Raw genomic sequence first — 23,384 nt, 5'->3', positions numbered from 1 at the left:
CAGGCTGCGGAAGGACGGTGACCCATGCACGAGATGTCCGTCGCGCTGGCCGTCGTGGACCAGGTGGCAGAGGCCGCCACCCGGGCCGGAGGCGTCACGGCGGTGCGGTCGGTGCGGCTCCAGGTGGGCGAACTGGCAGGCGTCGTACCCGATGCGCTCGCCTTCTCCTTTGAACTCGCCTGCGCCGGAACCCTGTTGGAAGGCGCCGAACTCGTCACCGAAGCGGTGCCGGGGCGGGCCCGCTGCACGCCCTGCGCACACGAATGGGCCGTCGGCATGCCGCCCCGGCTCACCTGCCCCACGTGCGGCGGAACGCACACCGACCTGCTTGCGGGCCGGGAACTGCAGATCGTCGACGTGCACTGGGAGGACGGCAGCCCCGCACACCCGCCCGCCCGCGAACCGATCTCCGAGGAGCGCTGAACCATGTGCCGTGTCGTCGACCTGCGGCGGGCCGTACTCGCGAAGAACGACGCGAGCGCCCACGAACTGCGCGCCCACCTCGCGGCCCGGGGCACCGCGGTCGTCAACCTGCTGTCCAGTCCGGGCAGCGGCAAGACCGCGCTGCTGGAGAGCGAACTGCTGCGGGCACGGCAGCGGGCCGTTCCCGTCGCGGCGCTGAGCGCCGATCTGGCCACCGAGAACGACGCGGCGCGCCTGGCGCGTTCGGGAGTTCCGGTCAAGCAGGTCCTCACCGACGGCCTGTGTCATCTGGAAGCGGGGATGCTCGCCGGGCACCTGGACGGGTGGCTGCCCGACGACACCCGGCTGCTGTTCGTGGAGAACGTCGGCAACCTGGTCTGCCCGGCCTCCTACGACCTGGGGGAGACCCTGAGGGCCACCCTCGCCTCGGTGACGGAGGGCGAGGACAAGCCGCTGAAATACCCCACCGCCTTCGGCCTCGCGCACCTGGTCGTGGTCACCAAGACCGACATCGCCGAGGCCGTCGAGTTCGACGAGGCCGCATTCCGCGCCAATGTGGAGCAGGTCAACCCCGGAGTCGAAGTGGTCCTGACCTCGGCACGCCGCGGGCAGGGAATCGGCGAGCTGCTCGACCGGGCGCTGGCCGTCGCGGACGGCGCACCCGTCCATGCGCCGGTCATGGCCCGGCAGCCGCACCCCCACGGCCACACCCACGCGCACACCGAGGCCGCCGGCACGATGGCCCACAGCCACTCGTGAGCGGCCCGCGGGTTACGGCCGCCGTCGCCGAGGACACCGTGCGACGCCGCCGGGTCACCGTGCGCGGAGTGGTGCAGGGCGTGGGCTTCCGGCCCTACCTGTACGGCCTCGCCACCGATCTCGCCCTGGTGGGACACGTCACCAACACCCCGGAGGGCGTCGTCGTCGAGGTCGAGGGCACCGACACGGCCGTGGCCCGGTTCTGCGACCGCATCGCCGCCCAGGCACCCCCGCTGGCCCGCGTGGACTCCGTCCACCACCGGGACATGCCTCCCGCGGGCGGCAGCGCGTTCACCATCCTCACCTCCCGCACCGGCGGACCCGCCCGCACCCTGGTCTCCCCGGACTCGGCCACCTGCGCCGACTGCCTCGCCGAGCTGGCCGACCCGGCGGACCGGCGCCACCGTCACCCGTTCGTCAACTGCACCCACTGCGGCCCGCGCTTCACGATCGTCACCGGCGTGCCCTACGACCGGGCCAACACCACCATGACCGGCTTCGCGATGTGCCCCGACTGCGCCCGGGAGTACGCGGATCCGGCCGACCGCCGCTTCCACGCGCAGCCCGTCGCCTGCCCGGCCTGCGGGCCGCGGCTGCGGTTGGTCGTCGCCCGGGACGCGGGACTTGAGGATGTCGACGGGGTGGACCCGGTCACCGAGGCCCGGGCCCTGCTGGCGCGGGGCGCGATCCTCGCCGTGAAGGGCCTGGGCGGCTACCACCTGGCCTGCGACGCCACCAACCAGACGGCGGTCGACCTCCTGCGGCGCCGGAAGGCGCGCGGGGACAAGCCGTTCGCCGTGATGGCCAGGACCGCCGACGACATCCAGCACCTCGTCCGGCTGAGCCCCGCGGAACGGAGCCTGCTCGAAGGCCGGGCCAGGCCGGTCGTCCTGATGAGGCGACGTCACGCGGTCGGGGGTCCCCGGCCCGCTGCGGCCGTCGCGCCCGGCAGCCCCGACCTCGGCGTGATGCTGCCGTACACGCCCCTGCACCATCTGCTGCTCGGCCTGCCCGGCGACCCGGACGGCCCCCGGCTGCTCGTCATGACCAGCGGCAACCTCTCCGGTGAACCGATCGTCACCGACGACACCGAGGCGCTGGAACGGCTCGCGCACCTGGCCGACGCCTGGCTCGCCCACGACCGGCCGATCCACGTCCCGTGCGACGACTCCGTGGTCCGCGTCTGCGACGGTCAGCCGCTGGTGATCCGCCGCTCGCGCGGATACGCCCCCTTGCCGCTCTGCCTCCCGCTGCCCGTGCGACCGGCCCTCGCCGTCGGCGGAGACCTGAAGAACGCCTTCTGCCTGGGGACGGGCCGCCAAGCCTGGCTGTCGGCGCACATCGGCGACATGGACGACGTCGGCACGCAGCGAGCCTTCGAGCACGCCACGACGCAGCTGGAGTCCATCACCGGGGTGCGGCCCGAGACCCTGGTGGCCGACCGGCATCCCGGCTACCGATCCGTTGCATGGGCCGACCGGAACGCGGCACACCGCCCCGTCGTGCGCGTCCAGCACCATCACGCGCACGTCGCCGCCGCGATGGCCGAGCACGGGCTGGACGGCACCCGGCCGGTGATCGGCGTCGCCTTCGACGGCACGGGCCACGGCGACGACGGCGCCATCTGGGGCGGGGAGTTCCTGCTCGCCGACTACGACGGCTTCAGCCGGTTCGGGCACCTCGCCTACGTCCCGCTGCCCGGCGGCGACGCCGCGGTGCGCCGGCCGTACCGCATGGCGCTGGCCCATCTGCGGGCGGCCGGGATCGGCTGGGCGCACGACGTCGCCTGTACGACCGCCTGCCCGCCCGACGAACTGCGTGTCCTGGCGCGGCAGTTGGAGCGCGACCTGAACTGCGTCCCCACCTCCAGCATGGGCCGGCTCTTCGACGCCGTGTCCTCTCTCGCCGGGGTGTGCCACCGCGCCGGATACGAGGCACAGGCCGCCGTCGAGCTGGAGGCCGCGGCGCTGCGCGCACCCGCCGACGACACCACCGCGTACGACTTCGCCCTGCACGCCTCGCAGGACAACGGGAGCGGCGTCGTACGGGCCGACCCGGCACCCGTACTCGCGGCGATCGTCGCCGACCTGCGCGCGGGCGTCGAGCCGGCCCTGGTCGCGGCTCGCTTCCACCGGGCCGTGACCGGCCTGGTGCACCGGATGTGCGCGCGGGCGCGAGAGCGGCACGGGCTGGACACGGTCACCCTGACGGGAGGCGTGTTCGCGAACACGCTGCTCTCCTCGGCCTGTGCCGCCACCCTGCGCGCGGACGGCTTCACGGTCCTGCGGCACCACCTGGTGCCGCCCAACGACGGCGGCCTGGCCCTGGGCCAGCTGATGGTGGCCGCCCGAGCCACGCCCACCGACTGAGCAACGCGCGACACCACAGCGAGGAGAGGTTCATGTGCCTGGCGGTACCCGGCAGAGTGCTGGACATCGAGGAACGGGACGGCACCCGGATGGCCACCGTCGACTTCGGCGGCGTGGTCAAGGAGGTGTGCCTGGAGTACCTGCCCGACCTTGAGGTCGGCGAGTACGCCATCGTCCATGTCGGGTTCGCCCTGCAACGACTGGACGAGGAGTCGGCGCGGCAGACGCTCGAACTCTTCGCGGAACTCGGCATGTTGCAGGAGGAGTTCGGCGACGCCTGGGAGATGGCGGCGGCGGAGGCGGGCGTGGAGACGGTGGAAGAGGGGCGCAAGTAGTGAAGTACATCGACGAGTTCCAGGACCCGGAGCTGGCCCGCCGGCTCCTCGACGACATCCACGCCACGGTGACCAGGCCGTGGGCCCTGATGGAGGTGTGCGGAGGGCAGACGCACAGCATCATCCGGCACGGCATCGACCAACTCCTGCCGGATCAGGTCGAGTTGATCCACGGCCCCGGCTGCCCGGTGTGCGTGACCCCGCTGGAGGTCATCGACAAGGCGCTGGAGATCGCCTCCCGGCCGGAGGTGATCTTCTGCTCCTTCGGTGACATGCTGCGTGTGCCGGGCACCGGACGGGACCTGTTCCAGGTCCGCGGCGAAGGCGGCGATGTACGCGTCGTCTACTCGCCCCTCGACGCGCTGCGGATTGCGCAGCAGAACCCGGACCGCGAGGTGGTGTTCTTCGGCATCGGCTTCGAGACGACGGCGCCACCCAACGCCATGACGGTCCATCAGGCCAGGAAGCTGGGCATCCGGAACTTCAGCATGCTGGTGTCCCACGTCCGCGTACCGCCCGCCATCGAGGCGATCATGTCGTCGCCGAGCTGCCGGGTGCAGGGCTTCCTGGCGGCCGGGCACGTGTGCAGCGTGATGGGGGTGGGGGAGTACCCGGAACTGGCGGAGCGCTTCCGTGTTCCGATCGTCGTGACGGGCTTCGAGCCACTGGACATCCTGGAGGGCGTGCGCCGGGCCGTCCGTCAGCTGGAACACGGCGAGCACACCGTCGACAACGCCTACGCCCGCGCCGTCCGCCCCGAGGGCAACCCCGCCGCCCGGGCCATGCTGGAGGACGTCTTCGAGGTCACCGACCGCGCCTGGCGCGGCATCGGAGTGATCCCCGACAGCGGCTGGCGGTTGGCGGCGAAGTACCGCGACCACGACGCCGAGCACCGCTTCCCGGTCGGCGGCATCCGGACCGCGGAACCCGCCGAGTGCCGCAGCGGCGAGGTCCTGCAGGGCCTGCTCAAGCCGCACGAGTGCGAGGCCTTCGGCACCCTGTGCACCCCGCGCACCCCGCTGGGAGCCACCATGGTCTCCAGCGAGGGCGCCTGCGCGGCGTACTACCTCTACCGGCGGCTGGACATGCCCACCACCACGACCCGGGAGGCGACCCCCGTTGTCTGACACCACTGATCTCCACGCCCTCGACATCGAGGGGTGGACATGTCCGGCACCCCTGCGCGACCGCCCCCGGGTCGTCATGGGCCACGGCGGCGGCGGAGTCCTGTCCGCCGAATTGGTCCAGCAGATCTTCGCCCCGGCTTTCGGCGGCGAGGTGCTCGCCCAACTGGGTGATGCCGCCGTCGTCTCCCTGGGCGGCGCCCGGCTGGCGTTCTCCACCGACTCCTACGTGGTACGGCCGCTGTTCTTCCCCGGCGGCAGCATCGGCGACCTGGCGGTCAACGGCACCGTCAACGACCTCGCCATGAGCGGCGCCCGCGCCGCCTACCTCTCCTGTGGCTTCATTCTGGAGGAGGGCGTGGAGCTGGACGTGGTCACGCGGGTGTCCGAGGCGATGGGTGCGGCCGCGCGCACCGCCGGTGTGGAGGTGGCCACCGGCGACACCAAGGTGGTGGAGGCCGGCCACGGCGACGGCATCTTCATCAACACGGCGGGTATCGGGCTCGTCCCGGCGGGCGTCGATCTGCGTCCTCAGCGGGTCGTCCCCGGCGACGTCGTGATCGTCAGCGGTGCCATCGGCGTCCACGGGGTGGCCGTGATGAGCGTGCGCGAGGGCCTGGAGTTCGGGGTGGAGATCGCGAGCGACTGCGCGGCGCTGGGCGGTCTGGTCGAGGCCATGCTCGCCGTCACGCCGGATCTGCACGTGCTGCGCGACCCCACCCGAGGAGGCCTGGCGGCCGCGCTCAACGAGATCGCGCAGGCCTCCGGCACGGGTGTCGTCATCCGGGAACGCGACATCCCCGTCCCGACGGCCGTGGCCAACGCCTGCGCCATCCTCGGCCTGGACCCCATGTACATCGCCAACGAGGGAAAGCTGGTGGCCTTCGTCCCGCGCGAGCACGCCGACGCGGTCCTCGAGGCGATGCGCGCTCATCCTCGGGGCGCGGACTCCGTGATCATCGGTGAGGCCGTCGAGGCACATCCCGGCATGGTGGTGGCCCGCACCGGCCTGGGCGGAACGCGGGTGGTCGATCTGCCGATCGGCGAGCAACTGCCGCGGATCTGCTGACAGGGGCGTCGCTCGTCGCTCGGCTCGAAGCCGTCCGTCCCGGCGTCGCCCGGACCGTCAACCCGGTCGGCGCCCGGACTTCGGGTCCTGCGGGTCCACGCCGGTCGTGGCAGAAGCGTCCTTGGTGCCGCTGGGACGCTGGGAGCGGCCCTTGCGTCCGGTGTCGCGCCTGCCCTTCTCGTCCGCGTCGCCGTACTGCTCACCGCTCGCACCGCTGCTCTTCGCCGTGTCGCCCGGAACAGACTTCGTCTCCTCCGGGGACTTCGTCCGGCCCCGGCCTCTTTCGCCGGCCTCGGCGGCACGGAAGGAACGGCGGGCGCTCGGGTTGTCCTGCTGTTGCGTCTCATCCACATCGGGAGACCAGCCGTGCTGCCCGGTGCCCTGGTGACGGCTGGGGCCCTTGCCGTGCGGTGGCTGGGAGGAACGTGGTTTCTTCGACATGGTCCGATCTGCCTTTTCATGGTCAGAGGGGGACGCCGGGCACGCACGCCCATGTGAGTAAATTATTCCTCTTTGCTGCATTTCCAGCACTTTGGGGCTATTCCGTTCCGGCTGAGTGGTCGAAGACTGGTAACTCCGGGCCTGCGGGTCGATCCATGAGGTGGATGGAATTCCTCAGGCCCTTCAAGCGCTGATGCAGTCACGAAGGCTGGGAGCCTGTGATGGACGGGCGAGCAGCTTCGGTGACCGAGACAGCAGAAATGGGAGGAGCCGACGTGGCAGTGCAGACACAGAGGGCCGTGCTGGCGGGCGGATGCTTCTGGGGAATGCAGGATCTGATCCGCCGGCTTCCGGGGGTCACGGCGACCCGCGTCGGATACACCGGGGGTGACGTGCCGAACGCGACGTACCGCAATCACGGCACGCACGCGGAGGCCATCGAGATCCTCTACGACCCCCAGCAGACCGACTACCGTGCGCTCCTGGAGTTCTTCTTCCAGATCCACGACCCGAGCACCAAGAACCGCCAGGGCAACGACATCGGCCTGAGCTACCGCTCGGCGATCTACTACGTGGACGACGAGCAGAAGCGGATCGCCGAGGACACCATCGCGGATGTCGACGCATCCGGGCTGTGGCCGGGCAAGGTCGTCACCGAGGTCGAGCCGGTCGGCCCCTTCTGGGAGGCCGAGCCCGAGCACCAGGACTACCTGGAGCGTTACCCCGACGGCTACACCTGCCACTTCCCGCGCCCGGGGTGGCGGCTGCCGGCCCGCGCGGAGGGCTGACAACGGCGAAGTCCTGGCACACGCCTCGCCCGGGTCGCCTGCGCGGCCGGGCGGGGTGGCTTTACGGCCGGGCTGCCTACCCGATTGCGCGTGTTGCCCGTCTGCGGACGACCGAGACGGGCAAGGGGAGAGCCCGACAGCCGCCGGGGCCTTGCCAGCGTCCCGGCCTGTCACAGGCGATCGGCGTCCGTCGGCACGCCGAGCAAGATGCGACCGGTCGTCTCCCAAGTGGTCGGGCTGACCTGGCTGGAGCGGTGACGGCGCTCGCCTCCCAGAAGCGGCCCTGCAGCGGCGAGTCGTCGTAGAGCGCCGACGCGCCGCCGAGGTCGTACATCGTCCGGACGACCTCGGCGGAGGTGCGCGCCGCGTGTGTCGCTGCCAGGCGCAGAGCGGTGCGTTGATCGAGGGTGACCGTGCCGTCGAGCGCTGCGCAGTAGTCCGGACTCCCCCGGCGCCTCGACCAATTCGTGCGCCAGGCGGCTGGCGCTGTTACTAAAGAATCAAGTGTTTCTTTTCCGGTGCTCTGCCAAGCGTCGTTCATCTGCGGAGGCGTGGGTGAACACGGAACCACCTCGCATCCAGGGGCCACTTCCGGGGCAGCCGACACACATGCCCCGGAGCACAAGGGAGGCGCCCACCCATGACCGAAGAGCAGGCGGCGGCTGAGCAGCAGCAGACCGAGCACGGACCGACAGAGATCACCTACTCCGAGCAGTTCTATCCGGCGCGGCCCCGGGCCCTGCGCCCGCGCGCACGACTGAGGCCGCAAGGGCAGCCGTCGCAGCGGGAGCGAGGCGGAGAACCGGACGGCACCAACCCCGACTACGTGGCCTGGCTGCGGCACCACTCGATGCTGCAGGACGCCCGCGACCTCTCCGTCCAGCTCACCGGCCAGGGCAGCATGTGGCAGAACCCCTTCGCACGCCCCGACCCCAAGGCCGCCGTCAGCACGGCCCCGGTGTGGTTCACGGCGTATCCCATCTCCCTGGTCACCCGCCCCGGCCACAGCTTCCTCGGCACCCTGGCCGATCCCGACCTGTGGCGCGTCTTCTCCGACATCGGCATCCGCGCCGTGCACACCGGGCCGGTCAAACGGGCCGGCGGCATCTGGGGCTGGGACCCCACCCCGAGCGTCGACGGTCACTTCGACCGCATCAGCACCGCCATCGACCAAGCCTTCGGGACTGAGGACGACTTCCGGCGCATGTGCGAGGTGGCCGCCGACCACGACGGCACGATCATCGATGACGTCGTGCCCGGCCACACCGGCAAGGGGCCCGACTTCCGCCTCGCCGAGATGAACGTCGACGACTACCCCGGCATCTACCACATGGTCCAGATCGCACCGGAGGACTGGCACCTGCTGCCCGAGGTGCCACCGGGCCGCGACTCGGCCAACCTCGACACCGAAGCCGAAGAGGCACTGGCAAAGGCCGGATACATCATCGGCCGCCTGCAGCGGGTGATCTTCCATGACCCCGGCGTCAAGGACACCAACTGGAGTGCGACGCGCGAGGTCGTCGGGCCGGACGACGTCCCCCGGCGCTGGGTCTATCTGCACTACTTCAAGGAGGGCCAGCCGTCCATCAACTGGCTCGACCCCACCTTCGCCGGCATGCGGCTCGTGATCGGCGACGCGCTGCATTCCCTCGGCGACCTCGGTTCCGGGGCGCTGCGCCTGGACGCCAACGGATTCCTCGGCGTGGAGAAGAGCGCCGAGGGCCTGCCGGCCTGGTCGGAGGGACACCCGTTGTCGGAGGCCGCCAACCAGCTGATCGCCAGCATGGTGCGCAAGATGGGCGGCTTCACCTTCCAGGAGCTGAACCTGACCGTCGACGACATCAGGATCACCTCCGAGGCCGGCGCCGACCTGTCGTACGACTTCGTCAACCGACCCGCCTACCACCACGCGCTGGCCACCGCCGACACCGAGTTCCTCAGGCTGACCCTCAACATCGCCCTGCAGAGCGGCGTGGCGGCCGCCAGCCTCGTGCACGCCCTGCAGAACCACGACGAACTCACCTACGAGCTGGTCCACTTCGCCACGCTGCACAAGGACGAACGCTTCACCTACCACGGCGTCGACGTCACCGGCGGCCAGCTCGCCGAGCACATCCGCGCCGAGCTGGTGCAGACCCTGACCGGGCCCGACGCGCCCTACAACGCCATCTTCACCACCAACGGGATCGCCTCGACCACGGTGTCCGTCATCGCCGCCGCTCTCGGGCACACCACGCTCGACAACCTCACCGCCCAGGACGTACGGGAGATCAAGCGGGCCCATCTGCTCCTGGCCATGTTCAACGCCCTGCAACCCGGGGTGTTCTCGCTCTCCGGGTGGGATCTGTGCGGCCTGGTCACGCTGCCGCGCGAACGCGTCGGACATCTGCTGGCCACCGGCGACACCCGCTGGATCCACCGGGCCGCGTACGACCTGATGGACTACCAGCCGGAAGCGGCCGCATCCGGTTCAGGCATGCCGAAGGGGCACAGTCTCTACGGCAGCCTGCCTGCCCAGCTCGCGGATCCCAACTCCTTTGCGTCCAGCCTGAAGCACCTGTTGCAGGTGCGTGAGGAAACCGGGATTGCCACGGCCGACCAAGTGGAGATCCCTCCTGTTCCGCACCCCGCGCTGCTCGTCATGGTCCACCGCATCGGTGAGAGCGGGCAGACGCAGGCGACCGTACTCAACTTCGGCTCCGCGCCCGTGGCGGGCGCCGTGGCCTCGGAGCACTTCCAGCCCGGCGCGAGGGCCTACGACGCCCTGACCGGCAGAGAGGTCGGCGTGGTGGACGACATGCACGCCTTGTACGTCGAACTACCCGGCCACGACGGCTTCTGCGTGCTCTTTCAGTGAGGGGCCCGTGCGATGCCGGGCAGCCCGCCCATTTATCAGGTCAAGCGTCCCGGACTCTTGACTCGGAAGGCGCCTCCAGCGATCCTCTCCCATGCATTGTGCGGGCCATGACAACCCCATGGGTCGGTCAAGCCCGCCATCCCTGCCGACCGAGGGACGTGGGCCGTGACGCTGACTCGACGCTGGTACCGCAGACGCAAGAACGTCACCGTGCTGTCGCTGCTGTTCCTGGTGCTGGCCATGACCCTTGGCCCCGCACCGAGTTCGGCCGCCGCCGGCGACTGGTGGATCCCCACCGCACGCCCCAACCCCGACTCGCAGATCGACGTCACCGGCGAACCGTTCACCGGCACCAACTCCGCAGGCGAAGTACGCGGGTTCGTCGACGCACACAACCACCTGTTCTCGAACGAGGCCTTCGGCGGACGGCTGATCTGCGGCAAGGTGTTCTCCGAGGCGGGGGTCGCCGACGCCCTCAAGGACTGTCCCGAGCACTACCCCGACGGCACACTCGCGATCTTCGACTACATCACCCACGGCGGCGACGGGAAACACGACCCGGTCGGCTGGCCCACCTTCAAGGACTGGCCGGCGTACGACTCGATGACCCATCAGGCGGACTACTACGCCTGGGTCGAGCGGGCCTGGCGCGGCGGGCAGCGGGTGCTCGTCAACGACCTCGTCACCAACGGCGTGATCTGCTCCGTCTACCCCTTCAAGGACCGCAGCTGCGACGAGATGACGTCGATCCGGCTGCAGGCGAAGCTGACGTACGACCTCCAGGCCTACATCGACAAGATGTACGGCGGCACCGGCAAGGGCTGGTTCCGGATCGTCACCGACAGCGCCCAGGCCCGTGAGGTCATCAAGCAGGGCAAGCTGGCCGTCATCCTGGGCGTCGAGACCTCCGAGCCGTTCGGCTGCAAGCAGATCCTGGACATCCCGCAGTGCAGCAAGGCCGACATCGACAAGGGACTCGACGAGCTGTACGCGCTGGGCGTGCGCTCCATGTTCCTGTGCCACAAGTTCGACAACGCGCTGTGCGGCGTGCGCTTCGACTCCGGCGCCCTCGGAACGGCCATCAACGTCGGGCAGTTCCTGTCGACCGGAACCTTCTGGCAGACCGAGAAGTGCACCGGCCCGCAGCACGACAACCCCATCGGCACCGCGTCCTCCGCAGCGGAGGAGGACCTGCCGGCCGGCGTGGACGTCCCCTCGTACGACAGCGACGCCCAGTGCAACAAGCGCGGGCTCACCGACCTCGGCGAGTACGCGGTGCGCGGCATGATGCAGCGCAAGATGATGCTGGAGATCGACCACATGAGCGTCAAGGCGGTCGGCCGGGCCCTCGACATCTTCGAGGCCGCCTCCTACCCCGGCGTCATCTCCTCGCACAGCTGGATGGACCTGAACTGGACCGAGCGGGTCTACTCCCTCGGCGGCTTCGTCGCCCAGTACATGCACGGCTCGCAGGCGTTCGCCGCGGAGGCGAAGCGCACGGACGCGCTGCGCGACAAGTACAACGTCGGCTACGGCTTCGGAACCGACTTCAACGGCGTCGGCGACCATCCCGCCCCGCGCGGCGCGGACGCCGCCAACAAGGTCACGTACCCCTTCAAGACGGTGGACGGCGGCTCGGTCGTCGACAAGCTGACCACCGGCGAGCGCACCTTCGACTTCAACACCGACGGCGGCGCCCATGCCGGACTGATCCCGGACTGGATCGAGGACATCCGGCTGGTCGGCGGCCAGGACGTGGTCAACGACCTCTTCCGCGGCGCCGAGTCCTACCTCGACACCTGGGGAGCGAGCGAGCAGCACCAGGCGTCGGTCAACCTCGCCAAGGGGCGGACGGCGACGGCCGGTTCGTCCGAGTCCAACCCCTTCACCAGCTACCAGCCGGGGCGGGCCGTCGACGGCGACAGCGGCACCCGGTGGGCCAGCGACTGGAGCGACGACCAGTGGTGGCAGGTCGACCTGGGCGCCACGAACCGGGTCGGGCGCGTCACCCTGGACTGGGAGCGGGCATACGGGAAGTCGTACCGCATCGAGCTGTCCACCGACGGCACGAACTGGCAGACCGTCTGGTCCACCACCTCCGGCGACGGCGGCCTGGACACGGCCAAGTTCACCGGCACACCGGCCCGCTATGTTCGCGTTCACGGCCTCGACCGCGGCACCGACTGGGGATACTCGCTCTATGAAGTGGGCGTCCACAGCGCCTGATCGAGGTCACGACAGCCGAGGACACACATGGCACGCATGCCGTCGGCGGAGCGGCGCAGACAGCTGACGGAAGCGGCGATCAGGGCGATGGCCCGGGACGGCGTCGCCAAGACGACGACCCGGTCCATCGCCGCCGAGGCGGGCGTGTCCCTGAGCGTCTTCCACTACTGCTTCGACTCCAAGCAGGCTCTGGTCGAGTCGGTCATCACCACCCTCACCGACCACTCCGTGACCGTGGTCAAGCAGGCCCTGCGCCCCCGGGCCACCCTCGTGGACACCGTCCGGGCGGGCTTCCAGGCCTACTGGGACCATGTCCGCGCCCATCCCGACGAGCACATGCTGACGTACGAACTGACGCAGTACGCCCTGCGCGAGCCGGGGTTCGAGCACCTGGCCCGGCGCCAGTACGAGTTGTACGGCGAGGCATACGCCGAGCTGATCGGCGGGCTGCGCGACAGCATGGACCTCCAACTCCGGGTGCCCGTCGCAGCGTTGGCCCGCTATCTGGCCGCCATGACCGACGGGCTGACCCTCAACTACCTCGTACTCGGCGACGAGTCCGCCTGGACCGACATCCTGGAGACAGTCACGGCCCATGTCGCCGGGCTGGTCCAGGACGACGTCGAAGGGTGACAGCCGACGGGGCTGCCGGACCTCCCCTGGCACCGTCATGCGATCCGTTCACCGCCGGAAAGGCGGCCAGAGCGCGAGCGGTCGAATCCGGATGCGCTGTTGTGCGGGGTAGTTGCATACTCACCGCATGGCCTTGTTCTCTGGTCGGTTCCGGGATCCGCGCAGCACCGAGTACGACTTCATCAGCTTGATCCTTGTGCGGTGCCCCGGGTGCGAGAAGGCCGCCCGTGTCGTTCCGGCGCCCGAAGACTCCGACCCCGGGGGCCGGATTCTGTTCCGGCCCCGACGCCTGGTCTGTCATGGCTGTGGACTGTCACGGGTGTGGAGCGGCCGTCTTGTCACGCTCTCTCGCAGCACAGCTCAACCGGCGACCGATCCGTACTTCGGCATGCCGCTGTGGCTCCAGGTCGAGACCCGGCACGGCTGGTTGTGGGCGTACAACCTCGAACACCTCGACCTGATCCATCGCTTCGTCCAGGCATCGCTGCGGGAGCGAGCACCCTGGTACGACACCGGACAGAAGATGACTCTGGTGGCCCGCCTTCCGGCCTGGATCAAGAGAGCGAAGAACCGGGACGAGGTCCTGCGTGCCGTCAGTCGGATCCATGCCTCACTGGTTGCCGCCTGACCTGCATGCCGGCGACCGAAACACCAGCCTCGCCCGCCTGCTGCGCGAGCGTCGACTGTCCACGGTCCTCCATCACGACCTGCGCCAGGACATGCGCCGCGCCTGCCGGATCGTCATGCGCGCCCACAAGGCCCTGCCCGACGACGGCCCCGCCCTGCCGTCCGCGATCCAGGTGGTCACGCCGTTCAACTTGCCGCAGTCGGCTTGACCGTTGACATCGGTCCACGAACGATGCCTCGTAAAGATCGTCCCCGGACCGTTGATCCTGGGAAGACAGCTCCGTTCCTGAGTCGTTGACTGCGATGGCGCGGTCGATGTGTGGCCATCCGGGTCGTGACCGTCCAAGGCATCCGAACGGGGAAGAGCGGTGATCACGCGATGAAGGCGGTGCGGTTCCACGAGTACGGCGAGATCGATGTGCTGCGGGTGGAGGAGGTGGAGCGGCCGGTGCCCGGCGCCGGGCAGGTGCTGGTCGAGGTCCGCGCGGCCGGGATCCAGCCCGGCGAGGTGATGATCCGAAAGGGCGCGCGGCACGACCGCTGGCCGGCGACGTTCCCCACCGGGCAGGGCAGCGACCTGGCCGGCGTCGTGGCGGAGGTCGGTCCGCAGGTGCGCGGCTTCGCGGTGGGCGACGAGGTCTTGGGCTTCACCCACAACAGGGCGAGCCAGGCGGAGTTCGTGGTGGTCGACGACGTGAACGTGGTCTCGCGCCCGCAGGGGCTGTCCTGGGACGTGGCCGGGTCGTTGTACGTGGCCGGTACAACCGCGTACGCCACCGTGTTCGCGGTGGACCCCGCGCCGGGTGACACGGTCGTCGTGGCCGGTGCGGCGGGCGGCGTCGGGTCTCTCGCCGTGCAACTCGCGCGGCGGCGCGGCGCCACGGTGATCGGACTGGCGAGCGAGCGGAACCACGCCTGGTTGAAGGAGCGCGGGGTCGTCCCGGTCGAGTACGGCCAGGACGTCACCGAACGGATCCGGCAGGCCTCCGGCGGAAGCATCGACGCGTTCATCGACACGTTCGGCGACGGCTACGTGGACCTGGCAGTGCAGTTGGGCGTGCGGCCCGAGCGGATCAACACGATCCGCGACTGGCAGGCCGCGGCCAGGGTCGGGGCGCGGACCTACGGAGAAGGCGCGGCGGCGTGCGCGGTCGTGCTCGGCGAGCTGGCCCGGCTTGCCGCGCGCGGGGAGTTGGAGGTGCCGATCGCCCGCACCTACCCGCTGGAGCGGGTGCAGGACGCGTTCCGCGAGCTGGAACGGGGCCACACCCACGGCAAGATCGTGCTCCGGCCTCAGGACTCCTGACCAACTGAGCTGCGGGCTTACGGGAAATGACGGAGTGTCGGCTTGCCGCAAGGTGCTGTGCGGGATCGTGCCGGCGGCGACTGCGGGACCGGCACGAGGCGGGAGCACGGCAACGTCCGCACGATTGCAGCCCGCGAGCTACCAGCCGCGGGGATGCTCCCTGGTGGACCGAGGCAAGACCGATGGCAAGCCCCGACGTCACCCAACTGATCGACCTGTCATCCAGGCCGTCCGTCCGGTCCGGCCGGTCCGGGCGCCCGACGCGGTCGCCCGCATGGGCGCCCGGGCCGGATCTACGCCATCGCGGCTTCGACGACGAAGCCGAGTCGTGGACGGCGTCATCGCGCTCCGTAACGGACTCTGCTAGGACTTTTTCGCCGCCCGGGCCCGGTGAGCCGCGACCGTCGTCCGGCTCGCGCACGCGTTGGAGCAGAACCGGCGGGTGCGGTTCCGTGACTGGTCCACGAAGTAGTTTCCGCACCCGGCCGCGGCGCACCGCCCCAGCGTCACCGAGGGGTCCCCGGCCACGACCAGGGCGAGCTTGGCTGCGATCAGCTGGCCGACCCAGCGCTTGGCCGGGGTGCCGTTGCGGCTGAAGTGGATGTGCCAGCCGCCGAGGCCGTCGTGGTCGGACAGGTGCATTTCCGGCGGATAGTCCCGCAGCAGGCGGTGTACGGCTTCGGGGGCGGTGCCGTCGACCGACTGTGCCAGGGCCGTGCGCACGAGGTCCGGCAGCTCGCCGTAGTCGCCGCCCGGCGGCGGAGTGACCTCGTGCTCCGCGAAGAACGCGGCGACCAGTTCGCCGTGCTGGTCGAGGGTCCCGGTATTGGCCAGCTCGACGGCCAGCCGCGTCACGTTCCCAATGTAGTCACCGTATTGCACTTGACCACCTACATCGCCGCTTCTTAATGTAGGCGCCATGATAGCTGATGACGCCTACGTGGCCCGTCGCCTGCAGCTGCTCGGGGAGTGGGACGCCGCGCTCGCCGTCCTGGGCCCGGACGGCGATCCCGAGCTGCGCGCGGAGATCGCCGTCGACCGCTGGTTCTTCCGGATCGAGGGCCATGAGGAGGCCGAGAAGGCGGTCGCCGCGCTCGATCCCGCATCGCCGACCGCGCACCTGCTCACGGCGCGACTGGCCTACAGCCGCCTGCTGTTCCAGCGCGAGGCCCGCGCCGACGACCGCGCCGTTGCCGAGGCCGGCTATCGCGCGGCGGTCGAGAGCGGCGACGAGAAGCAGCGCGCCTGGGCCGAGTACCACTGGGCCGTCCTGCTGGACAACATCGACGAGGACCCGGCCGGCGCCCTCCCGCTTTACGAGACAGCTCTCGAGATCGCGACGAAGCACGGCGACGCCTACTTCGAGTCCTACATCATCCGGCACCTCGCACCGCACAAGGAGCCCGCCGAGCGGATCGCGATGCTGCGCCGCTCACTCCACCTGCGCGCCGCGCTCGGCGCCCGGCCCCAGGCGGTCGCCGCGCAGGCTCTCCTCGCCGCCGGCCTCCCCGAAGACGACCCCGAGCGCGCCGAGCTCATGCGGACGTTCCGCGCGGGTGCGGAGGAACTGCGCATCGGCTGGCTCCTGTCGGAGGACTGATCCGCCGAGCGTCCCGGCCGCGATCAAAGTGCGCGCCGGGGCCGGCCGCCCCGGGCCTCGGCCATGGACCGTCCTCGATCGCTGAAGCCGATGCCGAGGCCGTCGCGGGGGTTCGCGGACACAGACGGCAGAGGAGATGGAACGGTACGAGGTCAGGGCAGTACGACGATCTTGCGTCCCTGGCCGGCGGCGAACTGTTCCAGTGCCTGCGGGTATTGGTCCAGCGGCAGTCGGTGGCTGATGAAGACCTGGGGATCGAGTACCCCGGTGGCGAACAGTTCCGCCGCCCGCTCGTAGCTGTGCAGGACCGCCATGGAGCCGGTGATGGTGATCTCCTGGTTGTAGATCCGGTACGGCGAGATGGTGGCCGTGGTCGCGTAGTCGGAGACACCGAACTGCAGGAAGGTGCCGACCTTGGCGACCCGATCCAGCCCGTCCTGGATGGCGGCGGCGTTGCCGGTCGCGTCGACCACCACGTCCCACCCGGCCGGTCGCCCCAACTCATCGGCGGAGAGGGCCGCTTGGGAACAGCCCAGCTTCTCGGCCGTGGCCAGCCGTTCCGGATTGATGTCGACGACGTCCACCGAGGCGGCACCGGTGCGCTTGGCGAGCTCCAGCATCATCAGGCCCATCGTCCCGCTGCCGTAGATCAGCACATGCGAGCCGAGCCTGCTGTTGAGCACGTCGTAGCCGCGTACGGCGCAGGACAGTGGCTCGATCAGGGCCGCGTCCTGGACGTCCACGTGCTCGGGCAGCCGTACGCAGTTGGCGACGGGTGCCACGGCGTACTCGGCGGCGCCGCCGGCGCGGGTCACGCCGATCGCCTGCCAGCGGTCGCAGAGGTTGTTGCGGCCGGCTCTGCAGTAGCGGCACTCGTTGCAGTACAGCGAGGGGTCGACGGCGACCCGGTCGCCGAGCGCGAGTTCGGTGACCTCGCTGCCGAGGCCGACGACCTCCCCGGCGAACTCGTGGCCCGGCACGACCGGCAGGGTCGGCGCGAACTCGCCCTGGAGGATGTGCAGATCGGTCCCGCACAGCCCGCAGGCCGCCACGTCGACCACGACCTCGCGCGGCCCGGGAGTGGGGTCGGGCACCGTGGTGACCGTGACCTTGCCGGGGGCTTCGATGACGACGGCTTTCACTTGACTGCTCCTAGGGACAGGCCGCGGACCAGTTTGTCCTGGGCGGCGAAGCCGGCGATGAGCACCGGCAGGGACACCAACGTGGCGGCGGCGCAGAGCCGGGCGAGGAAGAGGCCTTCGCTGGTGATGAAGCCGACCAGGAAGACGGGTGCGGTGGAGGCGTTGGTGGCGGTGAGGTTGACGGCGAACATGAACTCGTTCCAGCTGAAGATGAAGCAGATCAGTGAGGTGGCGGCGAGTCCGGGCATGGCGACGGGGGCGACGACGCGCCACAGGACGGTGAGGAGGTTGGCGCCGTCGACCTCGGCTGCTTCGAGGATTTCTTTGGGGACCTCGGCGAGGAAGGAGCGCATCATCCACACCGCGATGGGGAGGTTCATGGCGGTGTAGAGGACGATCAGGGTCCAGACGTTGTCCAGCATCCCGGCGTCCTTGACGATCAGGTAGACCGGCAGCAGGGCGGCGATGGCGGGCAGGAACTTGGTGGACAGGAAGAAGAACATCACGTCCGTCCACTTCTTGACCGGCTTGATGGACAGCGCATAAGCGGTCGGCACCGCCAGGGCGAGCACCAGCAGGGTCGAAATGACGCTCGCCATCGTCGAGTTGAGCAGGAAGGGCGTGATGTCCCGGCTGAAGAGCAGCTTGTACTGGTCGAAGGTGACGGGTGCGAAGAGGCTCGGCGGGTTGGTGGCGGCGTCGGCCTCCTGGTGGAAGGAGGTGAGGACCATCCAGGCCACCGGAGCGAAGAAGGCGAGCGTGGCGAGCCAGGCCACGAAGGTCCACATCGGCGACAGCTTCGGAGCACCGCCGTGGTCGTCGCGGCGCCGGATGAGCCTCTTGAGTCTGCTGCCGGGCACGGCTGTTGCCGCGTGAGCGGTCATCGGGAGACCTCCTCGCGGAACAGGGATGCGATGGTGCGCAGGGCGAAGGTGGCGATGACGATGGATCCGAGGACGACGACGACTCCGGCGGCGGCTGCCTGGCCGTATTCGTATTTGCGGAACATGGTCAGGTAGATCTCGTAGGGGAGGTTGGTGGTCTGGGAGCCGGGGCCGCCCTGGGTGATGGTGTAGACGGCGTCGAAGGTCTGGACGACGTAGATGGTGCCGAGCAGGACGCCGAGTTCGATGTACTGGCGCAGGTGGGGCAGGGTGATGTGGCGGAAGGTCTGCAGGGCGGTGGCGCCGTCCATGCGGGCGGCCTCCAGGACGTCGCCGGGCTGGGCCTGCAGTCCGGCGAGCAGGATCAGCATCATGAACGGGGTCCACTGCCACACCAGGGACACCACGACCGCGGGCATCGGATACGACGACACCCAGTCGATGGTGGGGCCGTTGGCGGCGCCGAAGAGGCGGTAGAGGGCGTTGAGGGTGCCGTTGAGCAGGCCGTAGTCGGGGTTGTAGATGGCGTGCTTCCACAGCAGGGCGGCCGCCACCGGCATGACCAGGAACGGGGCGATGAGCAGGGTGCGGGCCAGGCCGCGGCCGACGAAGCGGCGATCCAGCAGCATCGCCAGGCCCAACCCGAGGACGACGCTGATGATGACGACGGAGGCGGTGAGGACGACGGTGTTGAGGACCGCGTTGCGCAGGCGTTCGTCGGTGAAGACGAACTTGAAGTTGGCCAGGCCGACGAAGTGCCGCTCGCCCGGCTTGAGGATGTTCCACTGCAGGGTGGAGATGACGAGCGTTGCCACGAAGGGCAGCTGGGTGACGACGATCGTGAAGATCAGCGCAGGCAGCAGCGGGATCCGGCGCTTCCAGTTGCCGGCGCCGGTCGAGGTGCGCGGGCGGCTGGGCGGTGGTGCGGTCTGGGGCGGTGCGGTGAGTGTGGTCATGGATGGTTCCTCTGCCGGTGACGGCCGGGGTGGGGGAAGCGGTGCCCGGCCGGCGCGCACGCCGGCCAGGCAATGAAGGTCACTTCTGGTAGTTCTTGGCGACGTCCTCGGCGAGCTTCTGGCCGTCGTTCAGTGCCTTGTCCACGCTGGTCTTGCCGGCGATGGCGGCGGAGATCTCCTGGGTGACCTTGGTGCCCAGGTCCTGGAACTCCGGAATGGCCACGTACTGCACACCGACGGTCGGCCTCGGCTGGACGCCCGGGTTGGCCGGGTCGGCGCCCTCGATCGACTTCAGCGTGATGTCACCGAAGGATCCGGCGGCCTTCTGGTACTGCGGAATGGCGTAGGTGCTGGCCCGCTTCCCCGACGGGACACGCGCCCAGCCGAGCTTCTCGCCCACGAGCTGCTCGTACTTCTTGCTGGAGGCCCACAGCATGAACTTGGAGGCGGCGTCGGCGTTCTTGGTGGTCTTGGGCATCGCCCAGGCCCAACTCCACAGCCAGCCACTGCTCTTGGTGGCGACGGTGGGAGCGTAGGCGTACCCGACGTGGCCGGCGATCTTGCTGGAGTTCGGGTCCTCCAGGGATCCGGCGGCGCTGGTCGCGTCGTACCACATGGCGACCTTCTTCTGACTCATGGCGTTGAGGCACTCGGTGAAGCCGGACTGGGCCGCTCCCGCCTCGCCGTGCTTCTTGACCAGGTCGACGTAGAAGTTGGTCGCCTTCTTGAAGGCGGGGCTGTTGACCTCGGCCTTCCAGTCCTTGGTGAACCAGGTGCCGCCGAAGGTGTTGACCATGGTGGTCAGCGGCGCCCCGAGTTCACCCCAACCGGCAAGTCCGCGCAGGCAGATGCCGCGCATGCCCGGCTCGGCGCCGTCGACCTTGGCCGCGATGTCGGCGATCTGCTGCCAGGTCGGGTGCTCGGGCACCGTGACGCCCTTCGCCTTCATGACGTCCTTGTTGTACATGAGGAAGGACGACTCGCCGTAGAACGGCAGGGCGTAGAGCTTGCCGTCGGAGCCGGAGAGGGAGGTGACGATCGGCTTGAGAAGGTCGGCCTTGTCGAAGCTCGTGTCCTTGTCGGCGTAGGAGCCCAGTTCGTGCAGCCAGCCGTTCTTGGTCCAGATCGGTACCTCGTAGGCGCCGATGGTGGCGACGTCGTACTGGCCGGCCTGGGTGGCGATGTCCTGGGTGACCTTGTCGCGCAGCTCGTTCTCCGGCAGCACCGTGAAGTGCACCTTGATGCCGGTGTCCTTGGTGAAGGTGCTCTTGGTCAGCTTCGCGATGTCCTCCATCTGCGGGTTGCCGACCATCAGCACGTTGATGCTCTTGCCCCCGCCGCCGGAGCTCGAGGAACCACCTGCCCCGCTGCAGGCGACGAGCAGTGAGCCCGCGGCTGTTGCCGTCGCGAGGGTGTGGATCATTCTCCGTGTGCGCATGACTGACTCCAGGGGTGTTCGAGGGCATGGGGAACCAGGCCCCGGCCTTGCGGGATGGGATGTATGGGGGGAGGACTGCGGCTCAGGCCTGGATGACCTGGGGACCCAGCAGTGCGTAGCGGCGGGCCTCGGAACTGTGCAGTCCCGTATCGGTGACGATGGCCTCGAAGTCCGTGACCTGCGCGAAGCGGCAGAAGCTCACGGCACCGAATTTGGTGTGGACGCCGGAGAAGATCCGGCGTTCGGCGACTCGCATGACCTCGGCCTTGAGCGCGCCGACCGTGGGGTCCGGAGTGGTGAGTCCGTACTCGCGGGAGATGCCGTTCGCGCCGACGTACGCCAGGTCGATGGCGAAGCCGGCCAGCATGCGGGTGGCCCAGTGGTCGACGGTGGCCAGTGTCCCGCCGCGCACTCGGCCGCCGAGCAGCAGCACGTGGATGTTCTCGGCGGACGCCAGGGCGCCCGCGGTGGACAGCGAGGAAGTGACCACGGTCAGCGGTCGGTCGCGGGGGAGGGCGGCGGCGATGAGCTGCGGGGTGTAGCCCTCGTCGATGTAGACGGTCTCGGCGTCGCCCAGGAGGTCGGCCGCGGCGGCCGCGATCCTGGACTTCTCGGGGACGTGCAGGGTGGTGCGGACGGCGAGCGTGGTCTCGAAGCCCGCGCTCTCCACGGGATGGGCACCGCCGTGCGTGCGCCGGACCAGCCCGTGCCTTTCCAGCAGGTTCAGATCTCGCCTCACGGTCTCCTTGGAGACCTCGAGTTCGGCTGCGATCTTTCCGACATCCACGGATCCGTCACGACGTGCCGTATCCAGGATTCCGCGTCTTCGTTCCTCGGCGTCCACGGCGACACCTCCGTTTCACGGCTCCGCAAATTGGTGCCCGAGTGGGCGGCATTCCGGAGCCCGGCCCGTTCGGGCTCTGGTGGCCAAATTTGTACAAGCGGATTGCCATTACTGACCAGGCTCGTCGTAGCGCGGTTCGTGACCGAATATGCCCGTTTTCCGGAGCGAGGGGCCCTGGTTGAGGCGGTGGAGGGTCCGGGAGCGGGGACGCCGGTGCCTGTTGGCCGACTGAATTGCGCCCGCTTGTTGCCCGTTTTGCGGATGGATCAGGGACACCGGAGCGGAGCCGACGCGGAAATCCCATCGGCACTGCGCTCTGGGGAGGTGCGGATGCGGGCGGCTGGTGACCACGATCAGCGGCACCTTGCTGATCGTGGCCGCGGACGAACGCGGTGATGGACGTGCCGTTGGGTGGGGTGAATGGGACCGGGCCGGCTTGATGCGCACCGGCCGGGGCGCCGACTTTCCGCCGCCCGACGGACCAGGCGACCAGTCCTGTGATTTTGGGGGCGCGTCCTCTCAGCAGGTGCCGGCGGGAGGAGGGGCGGGTGAGTGGAGATCTCGCCGATCACAGTGGCTACTCTGGCGCCGTAAAAACCACAGTTGATCCAGGTCCGCGCGTGGGGAGAAAGCGAAAGAGATGGGCAAGATCACTGGCAGGACGGTTCTGATCGTCGGCGCCTCGTCCGGGATCGGAGCCGAGGTGGCCCGCCAACTGGCCCCGGGCGGCAACCGGCTCGTGCTGGTGGCGCGGCGGGCTCCCGAACTGGCCGGCGTGGCCGAGGCCGTTCGGGCCGCCGGCGGCACCTGCTTGGACATCGCAGCCGACGCCCTGGACGCGCAGGCGGCCGCCGATGTGGTGGCGTCCGCTGTCACGGCGTTCGGATCCGTCGACATCGCGCTGCTGAATGCCGGCCAGGGGCCGGACATGTCCATGGACGACGTCAGCACGGATGACGTCTCACGGATCATGGCGTTGAACTACGACGTCGTGGTCAACTACCTGATCCCCTTGATCAAACAGATGACGAGGCAGCCCCAGGGCGGCCTCATCGCCCACACCAACTCGCTGGCTGGACTGATGGGCATCCCACGGCAAGGCCCCTACTCGGCGGCGAAGGCAGCAGCGCGCACCCTGATCGACGCCGCGCGCGTTGAGCTTGCTCCGCAAGGCATACGGTTCACCACGATCCACCCCGGTTTCGTGGCGACCGAACGCGTCGGCACGGATGGACTGCCCAAGCCCTTCCAGATCGGCCAGGAACGCGCGGCTCGCTATGTAGTTCGCGCCCTGGAAAAGGAACCGGCCAACTCCCACTTTCCCTGGACCACTGCCACACTGGTCCGCGCGCTTCGTATCCTGCCCGCATCGCTGTCATCCCTGGTGCTGCGGGCCTTGGCCTCCCGGTGAGGTGAGCAACCGGGGCCCATGCGAATCACGGCGAGCAGTCTCCGGACAGCGAAAGCCGACCAGTACTCCAGCCGTAGATCGATACGGCCGTGGCGGCCGGCGGCGGATACGCGAGTTGGCAGGCCCGTCCTATTCGCGCAGTCCAGATACTG

Annotated in this window: 22 protein-coding genes and 1 pseudogene; 15 read left to right on the top strand and 8 right to left on the bottom strand. The window is 69.5% G+C overall.

Annotated features, from left to right (window positions below; genetic code table 11):
• Positions 1–24 precede the first annotated feature (24 nt).
• Genes ABZ880_RS01260 through hypE form a run of 6 tightly spaced genes read left to right on the top strand, consistent with a single transcriptional unit; the run spans position 25 to position 6,079 of the window.
• Positions 25–423, top strand: a complete 399-nt coding sequence (locus ABZ880_RS01260) for a hydrogenase maturation nickel metallochaperone HypA (protein WP_361254862.1) — start codon at positions 25–27, stop codon at positions 421–423.
• A 3-nt stretch (positions 424–426) separates the two neighbouring features.
• A complete protein-coding gene (hypB, locus tag ABZ880_RS01255) occupies positions 427–1,182 on the top strand; it encodes a hydrogenase nickel incorporation protein HypB (protein WP_361254859.1) in 756 nt (251 codons plus the stop codon).
• Positions 1,179–3,551, top strand: a complete 2,373-nt coding sequence (gene hypF, locus ABZ880_RS01250) for a carbamoyltransferase HypF (RefSeq protein ID WP_361254856.1) — start codon at positions 1,179–1,181, stop codon at positions 3,549–3,551. The genes hypB and hypF overlap by 4 nt, the downstream gene beginning before the upstream one ends.
• A gap of 32 nt (positions 3,552–3,583) precedes the next feature.
• The gene (locus ABZ880_RS01245) at positions 3,584–3,886 is read left to right on the top strand and encodes a HypC/HybG/HupF family hydrogenase formation chaperone (protein ID WP_361254854.1); all 303 of its coding nucleotides are present in this window, start codon (positions 3,584–3,586) and stop codon (positions 3,884–3,886) included.
• A complete protein-coding gene (gene hypD, locus ABZ880_RS01240; protein ID WP_361254851.1) occupies positions 3,886–5,013 on the top strand; it encodes a hydrogenase formation protein HypD in 1,128 nt (375 codons plus the stop codon). Before ABZ880_RS01245 ends, hypD begins: the two co-directional genes overlap by 1 nt.
• Positions 5,006–6,079, top strand: coding sequence for a hydrogenase expression/formation protein HypE (gene hypE, locus ABZ880_RS01235; RefSeq protein ID WP_361254848.1), 1,074 nt, complete (start codon positions 5,006–5,008; stop codon positions 6,077–6,079). Before hypD ends, hypE begins: the two co-directional genes overlap by 8 nt.
• A 57-nt stretch (positions 6,080–6,136) precedes the next feature.
• On the opposite strand, the gene ABZ880_RS01230 is transcribed toward hypE, so the two are convergent.
• Entirely contained in the window at positions 6,137–6,520 is a 384-nt protein-coding gene (locus ABZ880_RS01230; protein ID WP_361254846.1) for a hypothetical protein, read from the bottom strand.
• Between the two features lie 275 nt (positions 6,521–6,795).
• On the opposite strand from ABZ880_RS01230, the gene msrA reads away from it, so the two are divergent.
• Positions 6,796–7,308 (top strand): peptide-methionine (S)-S-oxide reductase MsrA, encoded by a 513-nt coding sequence (gene msrA, locus ABZ880_RS01225; RefSeq protein ID WP_361254841.1) that lies wholly within the window; start codon positions 6,796–6,798, stop codon positions 7,306–7,308.
• Between the two features lie 76 nt (positions 7,309–7,384).
• Here msrA and ABZ880_RS01220 read toward each other — a convergent pair whose 3' ends face one another.
• On the bottom strand, positions 7,385–7,849 hold the full coding sequence (locus tag ABZ880_RS01220) for a hypothetical protein (protein ID WP_361254838.1): 465 nt from the start codon (positions 7,847–7,849) through the stop codon (positions 7,385–7,387).
• A gap of 99 nt (positions 7,850–7,948) precedes the next feature.
• Between ABZ880_RS01220 and treS the strand changes: the two genes are divergently transcribed.
• The 6 genes and pseudogenes from treS to ABZ880_RS01190 all read left to right on the top strand — a co-directional run bounded on the left by treS (position 7,949) and on the right by ABZ880_RS01190 (position 14,957).
• Complete coding sequence (treS, locus tag ABZ880_RS01215) at positions 7,949–10,165, top strand: maltose alpha-D-glucosyltransferase (RefSeq protein ID WP_361254835.1); 2,217 nt, start codon at positions 7,949–7,951, stop codon at positions 10,163–10,165.
• A gap of 165 nt (positions 10,166–10,330) precedes the next feature.
• The gene (locus ABZ880_RS01210; RefSeq protein ID WP_361254833.1) at positions 10,331–12,391 is read left to right on the top strand and encodes a discoidin domain-containing protein; all 2,061 of its coding nucleotides are present in this window, start codon (positions 10,331–10,333) and stop codon (positions 12,389–12,391) included.
• A gap of 27 nt (positions 12,392–12,418) precedes the next feature.
• Complete coding sequence (locus tag ABZ880_RS01205; protein ID WP_361254830.1) at positions 12,419–13,024, top strand: TetR/AcrR family transcriptional regulator; 606 nt, start codon at positions 12,419–12,421, stop codon at positions 13,022–13,024.
• Between the two features lie 127 nt (positions 13,025–13,151).
• Positions 13,152–13,652, top strand: a complete 501-nt coding sequence (locus ABZ880_RS01200; RefSeq protein WP_361254827.1) for a hypothetical protein — start codon at positions 13,152–13,154, stop codon at positions 13,650–13,652.
• Between the two features lie 34 nt (positions 13,653–13,686).
• Positions 13,687–13,860, top strand: a pseudogene (locus ABZ880_RS01195) (LacI family transcriptional regulator); the annotation flags it as partial.
• A 170-nt stretch (positions 13,861–14,030) separates the two neighbouring features.
• Positions 14,031–14,957 (top strand): NADP-dependent oxidoreductase, encoded by a 927-nt coding sequence (locus ABZ880_RS01190; protein WP_361254824.1) that lies wholly within the window; start codon positions 14,031–14,033, stop codon positions 14,955–14,957.
• A gap of 363 nt (positions 14,958–15,320) precedes the next feature.
• On the opposite strand, the gene ABZ880_RS01185 is transcribed toward ABZ880_RS01190, so the two are convergent.
• On the bottom strand, positions 15,321–15,812 hold the full coding sequence (locus ABZ880_RS01185) for a CGNR zinc finger domain-containing protein (protein WP_361254821.1): 492 nt from the start codon (positions 15,810–15,812) through the stop codon (positions 15,321–15,323).
• Between the two features lie 64 nt (positions 15,813–15,876).
• Between ABZ880_RS01185 and ABZ880_RS01180 the strand changes: the two genes are divergently transcribed.
• Positions 15,877–16,557, top strand: a complete 681-nt coding sequence (locus ABZ880_RS01180; RefSeq protein WP_361254818.1) for a hypothetical protein — start codon at positions 15,877–15,879, stop codon at positions 16,555–16,557.
• 152 nt (positions 16,558–16,709) lie between these two features.
• Here ABZ880_RS01180 and ABZ880_RS01175 read toward each other — a convergent pair whose 3' ends face one another.
• The 5 genes from ABZ880_RS01175 to ABZ880_RS01155 all read right to left on the bottom strand — a co-directional run bounded on the left by ABZ880_RS01175 (position 16,710) and on the right by ABZ880_RS01155 (position 21,821).
• Positions 16,710–17,699 (bottom strand): zinc-dependent alcohol dehydrogenase family protein, encoded by a 990-nt coding sequence (locus ABZ880_RS01175; RefSeq protein ID WP_361254816.1) that lies wholly within the window; start codon positions 17,697–17,699, stop codon positions 16,710–16,712.
• Positions 17,696–18,487 (bottom strand): carbohydrate ABC transporter permease, encoded by a 792-nt coding sequence (locus ABZ880_RS01170; protein WP_361255837.1) that lies wholly within the window; start codon positions 18,485–18,487, stop codon positions 17,696–17,698. Before ABZ880_RS01170 ends, ABZ880_RS01175 begins: the two co-directional genes overlap by 4 nt.
• Before the next feature lie 92 nt (positions 18,488–18,579).
• A complete protein-coding gene (locus ABZ880_RS01165; protein ID WP_361254813.1) occupies positions 18,580–19,539 on the bottom strand; it encodes a sugar ABC transporter permease in 960 nt (319 codons plus the stop codon).
• 79 nt (positions 19,540–19,618) lie between these two features.
• On the bottom strand, positions 19,619–20,977 hold the full coding sequence (locus ABZ880_RS01160) for a sugar ABC transporter substrate-binding protein (RefSeq protein ID WP_361254810.1): 1,359 nt from the start codon (positions 20,975–20,977) through the stop codon (positions 19,619–19,621).
• Positions 20,978–21,059: 82 nt separating this feature from the next.
• Positions 21,060–21,821, bottom strand: coding sequence for a DeoR/GlpR family DNA-binding transcription regulator (locus ABZ880_RS01155; protein ID WP_361254807.1), 762 nt, complete (start codon positions 21,819–21,821; stop codon positions 21,060–21,062).
• A gap of 640 nt (positions 21,822–22,461) precedes the next feature.
• On the opposite strand from ABZ880_RS01155, the gene ABZ880_RS01150 reads away from it, so the two are divergent.
• A complete protein-coding gene (locus ABZ880_RS01150; protein WP_361254804.1) occupies positions 22,462–23,232 on the top strand; it encodes an SDR family NAD(P)-dependent oxidoreductase in 771 nt (256 codons plus the stop codon).
• Positions 23,233–23,384 lie beyond the last annotated feature (152 nt).

This window comes from Streptomyces sp. NPDC047043, assembly GCF_040644055.1.
In the GTDB taxonomy this organism is placed as follows: Bacteria; Actinomycetota; Actinomycetes; order Streptomycetales; family Streptomycetaceae; genus Streptomyces.
The sequence above is the reverse complement of the archived record's forward strand: the minus strand, read 5'-3'. Positions and strand labels throughout refer to the sequence as shown.